Here is a 15,762-nt window from a genome sequence, read left to right as displayed (position 1 = left end):
TGCTGCATCCAGATACCGGAGCCGGTCATGCCCGGACAATAGGCCGCTTCGCGGTCAGATCTCGGCCGCGAAGCAGGAGAGAATGACAGCCATGGATCCGGCCGTCCGCCTGCTGCGGCTGTTGTCACTGTTGCCGTCCCGACCCTGGTGGCCCGGGCCAGACCTGGCGACCCGCCTGGACGTCTCGCCCCGCACCCTGCGCCGCGACATGACGCGGCTGCGTGAGCTGGGCTATCCCGTCCAGGCGACCGGCGGTCAGGCAGGCGGTTACACGCTCGGCGCGGGCGGTCGCCTGCCACCGCTGCTGCTCGACGACGAAGAGGCGGTCGCGACCACCCTGGGGCTTCAGCTGGCCGCGGCGAGCGCGGTCGCTGGCATCGAGAACTCTTCCGTCGCAGCTCTGGCGAAGCTCGACCAGGTGTTGCCGCCGCGGCTCCGCGAACGGGTGCGGGCGCTGCAGGAGGCGACTGTCCAGCTGCCCGGGCCGGTACTGCCGGCCGTCGATCCCACCGTGCTCACCGCGCTGGCAACGGCGTGCCGACGTACTGAAACGCTCCGGTTCTCCTACACCGACCATGCCGGCCGGATCAGTGCACGCATTGCGGAGCCGTACCAGATCGTGCAGGCAGGTGAGCGGTGGTACCTGGTTGCCAAAGACCGCGACCGGCAGGCATGGCGGACGTTCCGGATCGACCGAATCACCGGCCCGGTACCGACCGGGGAGCGCTCCCGGATCACCGACCCGCCAGACGCCGCCGCTCTGGTCTTGGAGTCAACCAAGCTCGCCGTCTACCGCTACGAGGCACGGATCCTGCTCGACCTGGCCCACGAGAAGGCGGCGCGTGCGTTCCGCGGCCGCATCGTCGAGCCAGCACCACACGGGCGGTCCATCCTGAGAGTGGCGGCCGACGACCTCGCCTCACTCGCGTCCTACGCGGCCGGCCTGTCCTACGACTTCGAGGTGCTCGACCCGCCCGAGCTACGCACCGAGGTGCGACGCCGGGCGTGGGAGATAGCCGCCCGTCACGCCGGGTCGGGCCCCGCCGACAAGTAGCATGTGCCGCCACCGGCGGCGGGTCCTAGACGGAGGAGAGACATGTCTGAAGCTTCCGCGCAACGACGTCCGGTGGCCCGCCCCAGGATGGACGGCGTGGTCGCTGTCCTCGTGACGCCCTACCTCGACGGGACGCGCGCGGTGGACGAGCCCGCCGTACGTCTGCTCACGCGTCGACTCGAGGTGGCTGGTATCCGCACCCTCACCGCCCTGGGTAACACCGCCGAGGTTCACCAGCTGACGCCGGACGAGCGGGTAAGTGTGCTGCGGGCCGTCGCGGCGGACCGGCAGGAAGCGACCTTGATCGCCGGACTGGCCGGCAGCCTGGGTGGCGCACTCGATGACGCCGCCCGCGCCCGCGATCTCGGATACGACGCCGTCATGATCCACGAACCAGCCGAGCCGTTCGGTGACGGCGGTGGTGTCGCTCGCTACTTCCAGCAGATCTGTGAGCGCGTCGCGCTGCCGGTCGTGTTGTACGTACGCTCGACGAGACTCAGCCGTGAAGCTTTGACGGAACTTGCGTCGAGCCCGTCGGTCATCGCGGTGAAGTACGCACGACCGGACCTGACCACCTTGGCGGAAATGCTCGACGGTGGTGCGGCTCAGCACTGCGCGTGGATCAACGGCTCGGCGGAGGGACGGGTGGCGGCATTCGCCGAGCTTGGTGTCACCGCCTTCACCTCCGGCATCGCCAACGTACGACCTGATGTCGCCTTGGCCGTGCACGCCGCGGTGGCTGGCGGTGACCAGGTTCGGCTTCGCCGGTTGATCGACCTCGTCGCCCCGGTCGAGGCCCTTCGCACCGAGGAACATGGACGCTTCAACGTCGACGTTCTCAAGGAAATGCTACGTGTGGAGGGAATCGAGGCCGGTGACGTCCGTCCTCCCCACTCACCGCTGACCCCCGCGGCCAGGGAAAGCCTTCGTTCCGCTGTGGCGACGTGGCCTACGGAGGCGGATCTTCCTGCGTGGCTCGCCGGCGACGCGACGACGTTCCCACAAGTGGGAACTTGATTTACCACTTGTGAGAATGTCGGTAGTGCCCGTTCGGGCACACCCGCGGAATCACGCACCGACAAGCCGTGGTCCACATCAGGAGAGGTGATCGCCGCGTGTCCGACCGTCCGAACATCGTGTTGATCGTGGGGGAAGACATCGGTCGGATCGCTGGCTGCTACGGCGCCGACTATGTGCACACACCCCACCTCGACCGGCTGGCGGCGCGCGGGTGTCGCTACGACGAGGCCTACTCCACCTACCCCGTCTGCGCTCCGTCGCGGTCGACGATGGTGACCGGTCAGTACCCGATGAAGATCGGCACGCACCACATGCGGTCCACACTGGCAGACCCGCCGCGGCTGTTCACCCACGAACTCCGTGACGCGGGCTACTACGTGAGCTGGCCGACGAAGCTCGACTTCAACCTCGAACCGACGAGCGGCTGGCGCGATGACGACCAGCCGTGGATCGACAGACTGCGGGCGGGCGCGATGCCGGACCAGCCCTGGCTCGCCTACATCAACATCGCGATCACGCACGAGTCGTCCATGTGGCCGGACGAGGGTGAGTACCCGGGCCGGGACCACCTGGAGCACTGGAGCCACGAGAAGCCACGCCCGGCACGCATCACCGCCCCGGCCGCCGTGCCGGTGCCGCCGTACCTCCCCGACACACCGGTCGTACGCGGCGACATCGCACGGCATGCTGACAACATCGCGGAGCTCGACCGGCAGGTCGGCGAGATCCTCGACGCGCTTGACACCTCCGGCGTTGCGGACAACACCGTCGTGGTGTTCCTGTCCGACCACGGGCGCGGCCTGCCGCGGGAGAAGCGCTGGCCCTACAGCGCAGGGATCCACATGCCGCTGCTGATCAGCTGGCCCGGCGTCCTCGACCCCGGCAGTGTCAGCGATCGGCTGGTGTCATGGGTCGACATCGCGCCCACCTTCCTTTCGGTCGCGGGCGCGCCCATCCCGGCCGACTACGACGGTCAGGCGTTCCTCGGTGCCGCCGAAGCACCACCGCGCGACTACGTGTTCGCCGCACGCGACCGGATGGACGAGGCGTTCGACCGCGTCCGGGTCATCCGCGATCGACAGGTCCACTACGTGCGCAACTTCTATCCGCAGATCCCGTACTGCCAGCGCAACCAGTACATGGAGAACATGCCGACGATGCAGGAGCTTCGCCGGCTCAATGCCGCCGGAGCCCTGAGCGGCACCGCAGCGGTCTTCATGCCGCCGGCCAAGCCCGCCGAGGAACTGTACGACCTGCGCACGGATCCCGAGTGCGTGCACAACCTGGCCGATGATTCCCACCACACTGACGTGCGCGACCGCATGGCCGCAGAGTTGGACCGCTTCCTCACCGAGATCGATGACCTTGGCGCCTACCCGGAGCGCGAGCTGGTAGCCAAGGGTGTTGTCACCGACCGGATCGAGGAGTTTCGCGCCCGGCTCGCGCCACTGCCCCCAGAGCAGCAGCGCGGCTACCCCCTGGCGGTCTTCGCGCCGGCCGACCTACCAGGCGCCGAACCTGTCGATGTGACCACCCGGTAGACGTCCGCCGGACCTCTCAGTGCGTAGAGGTCAAGTCGTGCCGATCACGACCCACATCTGCCTTGGCGAGCGGGGCGATCCGATCCCGATAGAAGAGCTGCGACAGACGCACCTGCAGTCGCTGCGGCAACCTTGTCTGCCCGTGCACATCGCGTTGGAGGGGGACCGGCGGGTGGTCCTCGTAAGCAGCCAGACGCTGGCGCTCGCCCGCGTCGACGGCCAGGTGCACCTCGACGTACCCGCCGCTTCGCGTCCGGACGAGCTGTCCGGTCTCACGCCCGTGAAGCACGATCGCCCGGTCCCGTCGCTGCAGGCCGATGCAGATCCGCCTTGCGATGTCGAACCCCGCCACCGGGCCGAGAACGAGCAGCACCTGCAGGGCGTGCATGAAACCCTCGACGGAGATGCCGAACACGACGGCGATGGTGTTGGAGCCGGCGGCCGCCCACAGCACGCCGTAGAAGACGATGCCGGCCACACCGATACCGGTACGAGTGGGGTTGTTGCGCGGGCGCTCGAGCAGGTGATGGTCCTCGCTGTCTCCGGTCACCCATTGCTCGAGGTACGGATAGGCCGCCACGATCGCGAAGAACAGCGTGCAGACAAGCACCGGGAGCAGGACGGCAACGGACCAGGTCCGGCCCATCCAGACGAACTCCCACCCGGGCGCGAGGCGGAGCGCGCCGTCGAGGAAGGCAAGGGACCAGTTCGGGCTCGATCCGGCCGTTGCACTTGCGGGGTCCGCGGGGCCGTACTGCCAGATCGGATTGACCGTGAGCGTCGCGGCCATCAGCACGATCACGCCGCTCATGGTGAGGAACAGGCCCACGCTCTTGGCCACGAACGCTCGGTGGGTCGTGCCTCTTGGGTTGTCCTTCGTTCGCTCCCGTCCAGCGTATTCCGCGGGCTTGTGGCGGAGTCCGACGATTGCCTTTGCCACCAACGCGATCGCCAGCGCCGCGGGCAGAACCACCACGTGTACGGGGTAGAAGAGCGCGTTGACGTCGCCGGGGAACGCGCCGCCGAACATCAACCCCGACAGCCACGTACCGACAACGGGCGTTGCGGTGAGCACGCCGTCGAGGACAGCCATGCTCGTGCCCGACAGCAGGTCGTCAGGCAGCGCCAGGCCCGTCATGCCAGCGGCCATCGTCACGACAAGGAGCGTGACGACGATCAGCCAGCTCCGGCGCCTGGGCCCCCGGAACGCGCCGGCGAAGAACAACCACAGCAGATGCAGGACGATCGCGGCCGTCATCACCAGTGAGCTCCACAGGTGTACCTGACGCAGCAACAGACCGCCGCGGACCTCGAACGAGATGTCCAACGTGGACGCGAATGCCCGCGACATCTCCACACCGGTGAGCGGTCCGTACGACCCGGCGTACGTCACCCGCTCCATCGACGGATCGTAGAAGAACGTCAATACGACCCCACTGATCGTGACGACGACAAAGCTGAAGACACTGATCTGCCCAAGCAGGACAGACCAGTGATCGGGGAATACCTTCGCCCGCATTGTGGCGAGAATCCCCGCCATGCGAGATCTAGGCCAGATGTCCTGGAATCGGCGCACCACGGCCTCCCATCGTGAGCAACGTCCGTCATCCCTAGGACGAGATTCACGACCGGAACGTGACAGCCGATCGGCCTACCGGAGGGAGATCCACCTCACACGTCGGCAGGCGCGTCTTCGCCGACGAGCCCGTCCACGGACTCGCGGATCAGGTCGGCATGTCCGGTATGCCGGGCGTACTCCTCGATGAGATCCGCCAGGATCCGCCGCAGATTGAGCGTCGCGCCCCAGTGCGTGGGCTTGGTGGCGAGCGTGCCGAGCCCGCCACCTGCGAGCGCCTCGGCGACGGCCGCGCGCGACCGGGCGATGGCGCCGCGCCACAGTGCCATCAACTCCTCGGGGGTGTCATCGGAAGCCGTGCGCCACTCCCAGTCATCGCCGCCGTAGGCGTGCCAGACGTCGGGCATCTCTCGGCCGGCGAGCATCGCGGTGAAGTAGTGGTCCTCGATGAGCGCCATGTGCTTGACCAGGCCACCCAGCGTCATCGTCGACGGGCTCAGGCGCGCGGCCATGCCTGCGGCGTCGAGCCCGCCACACTTCCAGGCGAAGGTCCGGCGGTTCCGGTCCAGAGTGCTCACCAGCGTCTCGGCCTCATCGCCGGCGGGGGTGAACGGCACGGGCTCGTTCGGGTCGATCTCGCTCATGCGGCTGACCCTACGATGGTTTCCGGACGTTCTACCTCCGGATTGGCGCCGACGATGGCGAGAGGCAAAACGGTCCCCACCGGCGGCACCGTTGTGCTCCGTGATCGCGGTTTGTCAGCCGAAATATGAGGGTCCGCGGTCAGCCCTCATTGCGAGTGGAACTTTTCCCGCAGGGACTTCATGAGAGAAACGTCCGACACGTGGACAGCAGTCGGGTTCTGTCCGTTTGCTGTCGCCACCACGCTCACCTGCTCACCTTCCCTGATCGAACCGATGCCTTCCCGGCCAGAGTTGACCAGGGTGTCCTCGCCGACGAGGTAGCTGTCGCGGAAGCCGTCAGCGCTTCGCAAGGTGATCTCGGAGGAGCTCACCTCTTGGACCGATCCTCGCTGGATCACCATGGTCTGGTACCCACCACCAGCCTTCGGAAGTACGAACTCACCGTGCAACATCCGACCGAACATGCCGTGCATGTCATGCATGTCTTGCATGTCGCGGCCCGCGAGAAGTTCGGGGCTTCTTGGGGCAGTCTGTGCCGTCAGAGTGGTCTGGGCGTTCGTACCCGCAGCCGAGTTGTCCGCAGGGGCAGCGCCGCCGACCGCGAGTGCCACGACCGCGACACCGGACCCGACGAGACCGCCGAGAGTCAACCTGTTGAATCTCATGGCGCACTCCTTCCTGTCGCAGGAGTCTCCGACCCACTCTTCCCCATGCCAACCTGATCTCGGACGCGGGTGTTGTTAGCCATGGGCGTTGTCATCTGGCAATGCCTTCTTGTCGGCAGTCCAGCGAAGATCACCGCTTCCATTGCCGGGTGAGGGGAATGTCGACCTTCGATCCGGCCGCCACGTCGTACTGGTAGCCCTTGCTGAAGTCGTCCGGGTCGACGTAGCCGCGCACCGTGGTGATGTCCCCGATCTCGAGCACCACTGTGGTGTCGTCGATGAAGCGTGCGCTGTGGATGCGGTAGACGGCGTTGCGAGCGCTGCTGCCCTCGCCGGTCGCTCTGGGGTTGATAACGAAACTCGGCGAGTTCGACTCCGGCCGCCAGGCGGGTGACTCCGTATCCTCGAAGTCTGCGTTCTCGATGGTCGTTCCCGAGATGGCGACGTCGTCGAACATCGCGGTGACGCCGAAGTTGCCAACGCCCTTCTTGCTGATCAAACGCAGTGTCAGCACCGCGGTGGTCTTGCCGGCCAACTGCCCGGTGACGTCGGCGGTCACCTCCCGCCACTGGGTCGCACCGGCAACGTCCTGCTCGACAGCGACCTCACCGTCGATCAGCACCTGGATGAAGTGATAGCCGGCGGTAGCTCCCGTGAAGTCGTCGTTCACGTTCAACGCCAGCTGGTGTGAGGCCGCCTGCTGGACAGTGATCTGCTGACTCAACGCCCCGTACTCCCCTGCTTTGGAAGGAGTGCTCCACGGGAACGCGATTCTCGCGTGTGTGGACCGGGGGACGTGGACATAGGCGTAGCTGCCGTCGAGCTTGGTCTTGTCCGGCAGCTCGCTGTCGAGCTTCACGACGAGCTCGTTGTCGACCGACAGGTCGCGGGTGAAGTCCTGCAAAGTACCGGTTGCGGCGGCTGGTCCCTGCATCTTCGGCAGTGAGCCGAGGAAGCTCGCTCCGTGGGTCCAGGCGTACTCCGGCTCACTGCCATGCATGGAGTAGACACCGAAGGAGCCACGGAACGTGAACGTCTTGCCGTTGCCCACCTCGACGCCCAGCATCACGTCAGTCCTGGTGGCGTTGACGATGTAGTCGACACGTCCGTTGGTCAGTTCCACCCGCACCGCGGCCACCTCGTGCGGGGCGATCGTGCCGTCCATTGCCCGTACCTCCACAGTGGACACCGACCGCACCACCCGCCGGTCGACGTAGGGCTCGAGCAGCGAGACGAACTGGCTCGCCAGGCTGGTGCCGTGGCGGTGAGCGACGAGGTATCGAAGCTTCTCCGGATTGCCCGGCTTGTTGCGTGGCGGGGTGCCGTCGCAGATCGCCACGTCGTCCACATCGGACAGCATGGTGAGCCGGAGGTGGAGGTTCGGGTCGGGGTCGTGCACCCCCCACGTATCCGTGATCTTCCAGTCCACACTGAACGGTCCGGTCGGGTCGGTGTCGCGGGAAACCTTGTCCAGCCAGTCGAAGCCACTCGCACCTTTGCGGTATGGCGCGTCATCCGGGGGCATCGGCACGTCCGGGCCGGCGTAGGTGCCGGTTGGTTGCTCGACCAGCGTGAGCCCGTCCACCGTCGCGGGGCCCTCCGCGGCGTGGAACGAGAAGTGGTGGTCGGTGCCGCCGACGATGCGGAAGACATCCAGTGCATAGAAGTTCTCGTCGTCGACCTTCACCATCGCCGTGAGCCGGCGGTAGGTGCTGGTCTGGACGTACGCATGGGGCGCCGACGTGTCGCACACCCGCACGCGGTCACCGACCGCGAACCCTTGCGGCGTACCGACCCATTGGCCTGCTTGCGGCTTCTTGTCGACCACCACTGTGTTGTGGGCGATGGTGTTCTGGTTCCACTCCTGGGTGCGAATGCTGGTGTCGGCGAACTCCGGATATCCGAGGTCCGGCAGCAGGTCCACGCCGAAGCCGTGCATTCCGAGGTTGAGTGCGTCGAGGTCCCCGTGCCCGGTGGTGCGGCCGTAGTAGACCCAGATGTCGCGCGCTTTGCTGCCGGACCCGTCCCGGAGCATCGCGAGGCCGTACCCGGTGAGGTTCTCACTGGGTGGCTGCCAGGTCCCGTGCTCGGCGATGACGTCCCGGATCCGTTGCTGGGTACCGGGAACGTCCGGGCTGAACAGGTCACCGTAGAGGTTGTCGGCGTTGTTGCCGCCCATCAGGTAAGCCATCTGGGCGTACTCGGGGAGACCGAGCTTCTCGAAGAAGTAGAAGAACTCGTTCGCGGAGCCGAACAATCCGGGCATGCCGGTGGCACCGGTGTCACCGATCTGCGGCACGTACGCGCCCAGCATCACCAGCGGGTGCATGCCCTGGAACATCTTCCGGAACTTCGGGTGCTGGTACAGGTCGGCCGCTGGGTAGCCCGAGTATCCGGACAGGAGGTCGGCGATGCCACGGATGTGGCCGATCCACAACCGGTTGTATCCCGGCGAAGCCTCATTGCCCATGCCGTCGCGGTCCACGACGTCTACGAGCGTGCGGTACACGTCGCCGCCTGTCACTCGGTAGTCGGGTGCGGGCGTCACGCCACCAGTCTTGAAGACGAAGTCGATCCACTCCTTCGTCTCGGCCGGGGCGTCCAGCACCACACCGGCGAGCGTGGTCGACCGCTGGTGCATGCCGAAGTTGCCGCGGATCTTCCCGGCCTGCACGCTCGGGTACACCTGCCGCAGGATGCCGTTCTCGATGTTTACCCGGATCGCGGCCGGCGTGTCCTTCGCGGACAATCCGTACTGGCGGGCCTTCTCGGACAGGAACGGCACCACGTTCGCTTCGTCGGAGTCAGCGATCGCGGGAAAGAATGCGTCGTACGCATCGCAGATCCGCTGCGAGAGGCCGGTCTCCCAGATGCAACCGACGACCTTCCCCTTGCCACTCAAGCCATCGGAGTGGAAGTAGCCTTCCGATCGCTTGTACGGAGCGGTGTCCATCGACGGGTACACGTCGGCGATCCGGTCGAGCAGGACCAGCCCCGCGTGGGCGTACTGCAGGTCGCCGGTCGTGATGTACGCATCGCGGAGCGCGGGCAGTCCGTTGAAGATGGACGCTGCTTCGGCGTAGAGCGCGGTCGCGCTGTACCAGACCAACCAGTGGTTGTAGTACGGGATGAACGTCCACTTGGCGCCGTTGTCGTCGATCCAGCCGAACCCGTCGTCGACTCCCCACGTCGGGCCCATCTCCGGGTACAGCTCGTTGACCAGCAGGCTTCGGTCAGCACGCGCGCGATCGAAGGTGCCGTGCTCGTCGAGACCGCTTGCATAGAACTTGCCGAAGTCGTTGGTCGGGTAGATCCGCGGCTGCCCGGAGCCTTCCGGCACGGATGGATCGATCAGCTTCCACGGCTGGTCGAGCGGGTCCGCAAGCCACGGGTAGTTGCCGAACCGGTAGATGTCCTTGCCGGTGATGGGCGAGCCGAGGTCCTGGTTCACCGCATAGCTGCGCGGCACACCCTGCCCGCTGACCAGCCGCCAGAGCCACTCATCGCCCTTGGCGACAAGGGAATCGGCCTTCGCGACCGCGGCGTCGCGGACCGCCTTCGCCCATTCGTACTGCTCGACGTTGCGGCGGGCAGCCGCCACCTTCTCGGTGGTGTAGACCGTCGCCTGGGTCTTGGTCGGTACGTCAGCGAGCGTGGGCGTCAATTCCGCTGCGGCGGCAGGACCGGGGCGGAGTGGCGGCAGCAGCGCCGCTGATCCGAGGAGCATGCCGTAGCGCAGCACATCGCGGCGGCTGGCATGGACGCCGGCTGCCGGTGTTTGTCGTGCTGGCCAAGGTGGGAGGAGGTCATTCATGGACACCTCAGTTCTGACCTGGGTTTCGACGTGCCCGGCAGGGTGTTTCACGCAGCCACTTCGTGCATGAACATAGGTGTGACGAGAGTTCCGGTCAAGACCTAAACTGGTCAGCTCGCGGCCCCGGTCGAAAGCAACCGATGACCCGAGATGAACGACCAGACCACAAGGCGTGCCACTACCGGCCAAGCGAAGGACGTCAGGTTGGGCAGACTGTTACCGGCCGTTCGCTTTCGCACGTCAGTGTCAGTGACCGTTCGGTCGGCCACCCGGGGCCGTCCGTCATCGGGAGGGGAACCATGCCTCGCACCGCGCGCCTCCGCGCCGCCGCACTCGCCACATTCGTGACCCTGCTGGCCGCACTCGGCCTCGCCACCCCCGTCGTCGCCGACACCGTCGTCGCCACCCCCGTCGTCGCCGACACCGAGCGGCCAGTCGACGTCATCGCCCATCGCGGGTCGTCCGGCGTTGCCCCGGAGAACACGCTCGCCGCCGTCCGGTTGGCCATCGCGCAGAAGTCGGACGTGGTCGAGAACGACATCCAACGTACCCAGGACGGTGAGCTCGTGATCATGCATGACACGACGCTGACTCGCACCACCGACGTCGAGCAGGTCTTCCCCGACCGCGCTCCCTGGAACGTCCGCGACTTCACCCTCGCCGAGATCAAGCAACTCGACGCCGGTTCGTGGTTCGCACCGGAGTTCGCCGGCGAGCAGGTGCCCACCCTTGCCGAATGGGTCAACGCCGTTGGTCAGCAGGCCGGAATGCTGCTCGAGCCGAAGTCACCTGAGCTCTACCCCGGCATCGAGTCCGACCTGGACAAGGAGTTGCGGTCGCTTCCGGCGTTCAACCGTGCGCTCAAGGCCGACCGCGTGGTCGTCCAGTGCTTCAACCACTCGTGGCTGCGCACCTACAAGGACCTGGCTCCCGAAGTGCCGGTCGGGCTGCTGTACGGCAACAAGCCGACCGAGACCGACATCGCTTCCGCCGCTACGTGGGCGCAGCAGGTCAACCCAGCGCTGGGGGCGATCGACCTGACGACCGTCGAGCAGGTTCACGCACAGGGCATGGAGATCCACGTATGGACCGTCAATGCCGGAACGGACATGCGCCGAGCGATCAACTGGCAGGTGGACGGCATCATCACCAACTACCCCCAGGTCCTACGCGACATCCTCCGCCGCGGCTGAGCCAGGCCGGGGCGGAGGCGACTTGCCCACACTGTGTCCTGGTCCCGCCGACGGCCATCCGCTCATGAGACGGCGTGCAGTGCGTCGATGAGTGCCGTCGGCACAAGCTCGCAGAGCTTCTTCCGGGGTACGACCACCTCGCCGATGTGCGCGGTGTAGGGCTGGTCGAGCACCACGTACACCTGCTGGTGCTCGGCGACGTCCAGCAGTCCGTAGCACGCCCCTGGATCGTTGCTGCGGGCGACGACGGCACGGAGCCCCTCGATGCTGAGCCGCCGAACGATCCGGTCCTCGATGCCCACCGCGGTGTCGAGGAAGGAGTCCACACTCTCATTGGTGACCGCGGTGACACTCAAGGTGATGCCGTCGTCATCGACGATCCCCGTGGCCGTGTACCTGGATTTGCCCAGGCGGAAGCAGTCCGTGTTCCCCGGGAACTGCAGCGACGGCGAGTCCTCGATCTTCCCGGCAGTCGAACCGAACCGGCTCGGTGGGATGGCCCGGCGGATCCGACAGGAGTCCGCCCGGGTCAGCGAGATGTGATGCGGCCAAGTGCGGGTGGGACTCGGTGTGGCGGTCGGCGTCGGACTCGCGGAAGCCGACGGGCTCGCCGACTCCCCTTGCGCGCCGACTTGCACGCCGGTCGGGCCTCCGTGCCCGGCGTCGTCCGTCCCGAGAGCCGCGCAGCCGACGGGAGTGAGCGCAAGGACCGCGAGTGCGGCCACGGCGCGCGTCAGCACGGTCGACTGGAAGGTCCCCGGCACGGCACTGATGGAAGCCATGCCTCGGGACACTAGGCAGGCCCGATCACAGATCGCTGTCATCTGGCTGGTGCAACGACCGCGCGACGATGCCGCCCACCAACGCGCCCGGAACTGCCGGTGCAACGGACGACGGACGGGGTAGTGCGACAGAGGGGTCGCGCACCAAGAGAAGTGCGCGCTGACCCGCGCCGCCGGGCGGCTTACCATCCTCACGCCAACCTGGCCGCGGCCTGCAGCTGGCTCCGCGTCGCATCCTCCGTCAGTCCAGCTTGCATCCTGGCCTGTGGATAACTTCTGAACGGTCTGGGTTGAAGGTGGCAGCATCGCCAGTCGACCGAGTTCTCTCGTCCACGGGGAGCCTGATGACCGAGAACCTGTCGTCGACCGCGATCGACGGACTTCTCTCGCAGACACGACGCGCGTTCTGAGAAATAGATCTGGATGGGAACTCATGGCTGTCACACGCATGATCGTCGGATTCGGCGCTGACGATGAACTGGTCTTCTCGCAGGACTACCCCGAGGAGAAGTTTCTCGACCTCCGGCCGTGGTTCGACTACGGAGACGACGAGCTGATGTACGGAGGATCTTACGAGATCACGGAGGCCAACCGGTCCCGAGTCGCCGCCATCCTTGGCATCGAACTCAAGCCAGACGTCTTCTACTACCTCGAAGCGTGGGAGTCGGACTAGCGCCGCTGTCCATGACAGGTGCCGAGCGCACAATCGACGGCACGACCACCAGCTGCACCACGAGCTTCTCCCGTGCTCGGCTGGGATCGGTCTCTGTGGGCCCCGACCCCGGGGTCGCATCGTTCGCCGCGAAGCTATACCACCGTGGTCTCTTCTCCCACTGCTGGTGTTCACAGGCGCCAACAGCGCCGACACCCTCACCTGGTTCCCTCGCGGCGAAGCGGTGCAGAACGGCGAGTCCGCGATCGAGCTCGGCGTCCCAGCGGAGGCAGTTCTGATCGAACGTGAGGCCACCAACACCGGACAGAACATTTCCCGGTCCCGTGAGCTGCTCACCGATGCCGGGGTCACGGTGGACAGCGTGATGCTGATCTCGATGCCCTACATGCAACGACGAAAAGGTCCCTGACAACGTGCTTGCCACGTACGAGCGCCTCGTCGCCGCCGGCTACACCAGCCGCCATGCCGAGGCGTCCGAGCCAACATGAGCCAGCAACCGTCTTCCTGCGCCGTTCACCAGCTTCCCCCGGTAGAGCCATATGGGTAAGGACGCCATGCCAGTCATCCGTGAAATCGTCGGATTCGACAAGGACGAGGAACTCGTGTTCACCCAGGAGTTCCCGGAGGAGAAGATCACGAACTCCGACCTCTGTTCGACTACGGCGATGACGAGGGTCTACACGCCGGTTCCTACGAACTCACCGATGCCAACCGTGAACGAGTGGCCGCCATCCTCGACATACCGTTGGACCCGGCCATCGACTACTTCATCGAGTCGTCGATGCACGCATAGCCTCCGCTCCCGATACGTCTATGGAAGAAAGCGGAGGTCCGAGATAGCCGTGAGGTCGATGCCGTAGCGGGCGTACACCTTGATCGTGTTCTCCCCCGTCAGGCTGGACTCGTCGTAGCCAAGCATGGCTGCGGTCGTCACAACCTGCTCCCGGTCGTCGGCCTCGATCTCGAGGTAGGCGGGGATACGCGGCCACTGGTCGATCTCGACACGGGCGGTGCCGAGGCGGAAGCTGGTGCGGGTGTTCTCCTGGTACGACTTGGGCGTGTAACCGAGGCGGCCGAGGAGCGCGTTGGTGATGTCGAAGTCGTCGACGGCGACCTCCCACTCATGGGTGCCGTCGATACCGTCGTGCTCGATCTCCTTGACGGTGAGCGTGACCTGACCGCCGGCATCTCGCAGCCGAATCCATCGAGATCGATCGCCGGGAGCGATGTCGTAGACATAGCGACGCATCAGGACCGGCCCCTCGCTGCACTGTGTACCACCGGCCTCGAGGATGGCTGTCGCCAAAGCGGACGGGTCGATGTCGAGGACCTTTGCCTCGAATTCGGTGGGCACTTTGCTTCTCCGGAGCTTCCGCCGCGCCTACGCGGCGTCTGCGGCAAGTTGTCGGTATTCGGCCTCGCGGAGTTCGAGTATCTCAGTCCTCAGATCGCTGCCCGCGAACTCCTCGAGGGTCATGCACAGATCCATGCGCTGGATACACACGCCGACCTGGAAGCCACCGGCACGGTCACGGTAGAGGCGTACGCCGTAGTAGCCCTCCTGGCAGTCGCGGTCGTTGTTGAACCGGCAGCCCGTGCAGGTGACCGGAAGACGGACCGGCCGGATCTGCTTGAAGTAGATGACCCGACCGGAGTCGAGACGGTACGCATCCCGGAAGCCCGACGCGCCAGCGGTGATGTGGCGCTCCACCCGAACGCCACCGAGATCGTCCAGAATTCCGTGGATCGCGTCGATCGAACGCTGGCCGTCATCGAGGGAGTTCAGCAGCCGTACGGACAGATCGGGTGTGAACTCCTCCAGGAGCCTCCGCACCCGCGCAGCGTGGGTCTGATCCGGAACGACGATGTTCGCCGACGCCTTCACCCCATGGTCAGCACATGCCTGGATCGACGCACGCAGAGCAGCGATCTTCGCGGCGGCACGCCTGGGATTAGCGTACTTCGACGCCTGTACCTGTGCCAGTTCGTCCGGTGTCGTGCCGAAGATCGAGAAGTTCACGCGGTCCAAACCTGCGGCGGCGCACGCGGGGATCGTACGTGCACCATTCTCACCATTGGACGTCATGCAGACGCGGTAGCCCGCGCTGACGCCGAGTGCGACGACTTCGGCGAGCCTTGGATGCAACGTCGGTTCGCCGCCAGTCAGGTGCAGCTCGCGCAGGTCCAGCGCCTCGGTCATGGTGTGGAGAGCACGGAAGAACTCGGCATTGGGGGCGACTGTCGCGGGAAGAAAGCTCACGCCGTTGGAACCGAGGTAGATCGACACCCGGCCGGAACGCCCTGTCGAGGTGAACGCCTGGGGCACGCGGCCGAGGTTGTCAGTCACCACCGGCGTACCTTCGTTGTGGCAGAACGTGTAGGTCAGGCCGCAGGTATCGACGACCTTGACGCGAAGCGTCCGGTCGGCGGACACGTAAGTGGGAGCCCGATCGGCCCCGTCCCGACGGCCGCTCCCGCGACTCGCGATGTGACTCATCGCTGCGCTCCTCCGGTCACGACCCACCACAGGACGAGACCGGTCAGCGCAAACACCGTGAACGTCGCCACTTTGTACCGCAGCACCGGTCGTCTCCTTCGTCAGTGGGTCAGGTGGAGCGGCCGGGAGCAAGGGGTCAACCGGCCGCCCCACCCGTCTTGGGGGAATCGGCACCCTCGCGATAGCGCGAGTTCGTGATGCATCAAGTCAACCAACGGCGACGCACCCGAGGAACGACGTCGAATGTCCACCCACCAGGCAGGTCGTAGGCGCCTACTAGGCATCCGTTGTCGCGACAGCGGC

13 protein-coding genes are annotated in these 15,762 nt (G+C 66.1%); 6 read left to right on the top strand and 7 right to left on the bottom strand.

Going from position 1 to position 15,762, the window contains the following annotated elements; all coding sequences use genetic code 11:
- The first annotated feature begins 91 nt into the window (after positions 1 to 91).
- The 3 genes from ABN034_RS06615 to ABN034_RS06605 all read left to right on the top strand — a co-directional run bounded on the left by ABN034_RS06615 (position 92) and on the right by ABN034_RS06605 (position 3,615).
- Positions 92 to 1,054, top strand: a complete 963-nt coding sequence (locus ABN034_RS06615; protein WP_349690095.1) for a helix-turn-helix transcriptional regulator — start codon at positions 92 to 94, stop codon at positions 1,052 to 1,054.
- 42 nt (positions 1,055 to 1,096) lie between these two features.
- Positions 1,097 to 2,071: a dihydrodipicolinate synthase family protein gene (locus ABN034_RS06610; protein ID WP_349690094.1), complete on the top strand. Its 975-nt coding sequence runs from the start codon at positions 1,097 to 1,099 to the stop codon at positions 2,069 to 2,071.
- Positions 2,072 to 2,169: 98 nt separating this feature from the next.
- A complete protein-coding gene (locus tag ABN034_RS06605; protein WP_349690093.1) occupies positions 2,170 to 3,615 on the top strand; it encodes a sulfatase family protein in 1,446 nt (481 codons plus the stop codon).
- A gap of 16 nt (positions 3,616 to 3,631) precedes the next feature.
- Here ABN034_RS06605 and qcrB read toward each other — a convergent pair whose 3' ends face one another.
- The 4 genes from qcrB to ABN034_RS06585 form a co-directional block, all read right to left on the bottom strand.
- On the bottom strand, positions 3,632 to 5,155 hold the full coding sequence (gene qcrB, locus ABN034_RS06600) for a cytochrome bc1 complex cytochrome b subunit (RefSeq protein ID WP_502878992.1): 1,524 nt from the start codon (positions 5,153 to 5,155) through the stop codon (positions 3,632 to 3,634).
- A 131-nt stretch (positions 5,156 to 5,286) separates the two neighbouring features.
- Positions 5,287 to 5,835: a DinB family protein gene (locus ABN034_RS06595; protein ID WP_349690091.1), complete on the bottom strand. Its 549-nt coding sequence runs from the start codon at positions 5,833 to 5,835 to the stop codon at positions 5,287 to 5,289.
- 146 nt (positions 5,836 to 5,981) lie between these two features.
- Complete coding sequence (locus tag ABN034_RS06590; RefSeq protein WP_349690090.1) at positions 5,982 to 6,500, bottom strand: hypothetical protein; 519 nt, start codon at positions 6,498 to 6,500, stop codon at positions 5,982 to 5,984.
- Positions 6,501 to 6,630: 130 nt separating this feature from the next.
- On the bottom strand, positions 6,631 to 10,314 hold the full coding sequence (locus ABN034_RS06585; protein WP_349690089.1) for a heparinase II/III domain-containing protein: 3,684 nt from the start codon (positions 10,312 to 10,314) through the stop codon (positions 6,631 to 6,633).
- A gap of 299 nt (positions 10,315 to 10,613) precedes the next feature.
- Between ABN034_RS06585 and ABN034_RS06580 the strand changes: the two genes are divergently transcribed.
- Positions 10,614 to 11,507 (top strand): glycerophosphodiester phosphodiesterase, encoded by an 894-nt coding sequence (locus ABN034_RS06580; protein ID WP_349690088.1) that lies wholly within the window; start codon positions 10,614 to 10,616, stop codon positions 11,505 to 11,507.
- A 62-nt stretch (positions 11,508 to 11,569) separates the two neighbouring features.
- Here the strand turns inward: ABN034_RS06580 and ABN034_RS06575 are convergent, their stop codons facing one another.
- Positions 11,570 to 12,289, bottom strand: a complete 720-nt coding sequence (locus ABN034_RS06575) for a hypothetical protein (RefSeq protein WP_349690087.1) — start codon at positions 12,287 to 12,289, stop codon at positions 11,570 to 11,572.
- Between the two features lie 433 nt (positions 12,290 to 12,722).
- On the opposite strand from ABN034_RS06575, the gene ABN034_RS06570 reads away from it, so the two are divergent.
- Both ABN034_RS06570 and ABN034_RS06565 read left to right on the top strand, forming a co-directional pair.
- Entirely contained in the window at positions 12,723 to 12,962 is a 240-nt protein-coding gene (locus ABN034_RS06570) for a hypothetical protein (RefSeq protein WP_349690086.1), read from the top strand.
- Positions 12,963 to 13,128: 166 nt separating this feature from the next.
- Positions 13,129 to 13,371, top strand: a complete 243-nt coding sequence (locus tag ABN034_RS06565; protein WP_349690085.1) for an ElyC/SanA/YdcF family protein — start codon at positions 13,129 to 13,131, stop codon at positions 13,369 to 13,371.
- Between the two features lie 402 nt (positions 13,372 to 13,773).
- Here the strand turns inward: ABN034_RS06565 and ABN034_RS06560 are convergent, their stop codons facing one another.
- Both ABN034_RS06560 and ABN034_RS06555 read right to left on the bottom strand, forming a co-directional pair.
- Entirely contained in the window at positions 13,774 to 14,316 is a 543-nt protein-coding gene (locus ABN034_RS06560; protein WP_349690084.1) for a class IV adenylate cyclase, read from the bottom strand.
- 27 nt (positions 14,317 to 14,343) lie between these two features.
- The gene (locus tag ABN034_RS06555) at positions 14,344 to 15,459 is read right to left on the bottom strand and encodes a radical SAM protein (protein WP_349690083.1); all 1,116 of its coding nucleotides are present in this window, start codon (positions 15,457 to 15,459) and stop codon (positions 14,344 to 14,346) included.
- Between the last annotated feature and the right edge of the window lie 303 nt (positions 15,460 to 15,762).

Origin of the sequence: Actinopolymorpha sp. B11F2, assembly GCF_040195635.1 — a bacterium.
GTDB lineage: Bacteria > Actinomycetota > Actinomycetes > Propionibacteriales > Actinopolymorphaceae > Thermasporomyces.
This window is presented reverse-complemented; position numbering and strand designations above follow the sequence as displayed.

Bases quoted from the DNA above. Each gene is read 5' to 3' on its own strand.
- ABN034_RS06570 (WP_349690086.1), top strand. From the start codon at position 12,723: ATGGCTGTCACACGCATGATCGTCGGATTCGGCGCTGACGATGAACTG.
- ABN034_RS06615 (WP_349690095.1), top strand. From the start codon at position 92: ATGGATCCGGCCGTCCGCCTGCTGCGGCTGTTGTCACTGTTGCCGTCC.
- ABN034_RS06555 (WP_349690083.1), bottom strand. From the start codon at position 15,459: ATGAGTCACATCGCGAGTCGCGGGAGCGGCCGTCGGGACGGGGCCGAT.
- ABN034_RS06595 (WP_349690091.1), bottom strand. From the start codon at position 5,835: ATGAGCGAGATCGACCCGAACGAGCCCGTGCCGTTCACCCCCGCCGGC.
- qcrB (WP_502878992.1), bottom strand. From the start codon at position 5,155: ATGGCGGGGATTCTCGCCACAATGCGGGCGAAGGTATTCCCCGATCAC.
- ABN034_RS06575 (WP_349690087.1), bottom strand. From the start codon at position 12,289: ATGGCTTCCATCAGTGCCGTGCCGGGGACCTTCCAGTCGACCGTGCTG.
- ABN034_RS06590 (WP_349690090.1), bottom strand. From the start codon at position 6,500: ATGAGATTCAACAGGTTGACTCTCGGCGGTCTCGTCGGGTCCGGTGTC.
- ABN034_RS06585 (WP_349690089.1), bottom strand. From the start codon at position 10,314: ATGAATGACCTCCTCCCACCTTGGCCAGCACGACAAACACCGGCAGCC.
- ABN034_RS06610 (WP_349690094.1), top strand. From the start codon at position 1,097: ATGTCTGAAGCTTCCGCGCAACGACGTCCGGTGGCCCGCCCCAGGATG.
- ABN034_RS06580 (WP_349690088.1), top strand. From the start codon at position 10,614: ATGCCTCGCACCGCGCGCCTCCGCGCCGCCGCACTCGCCACATTCGTG.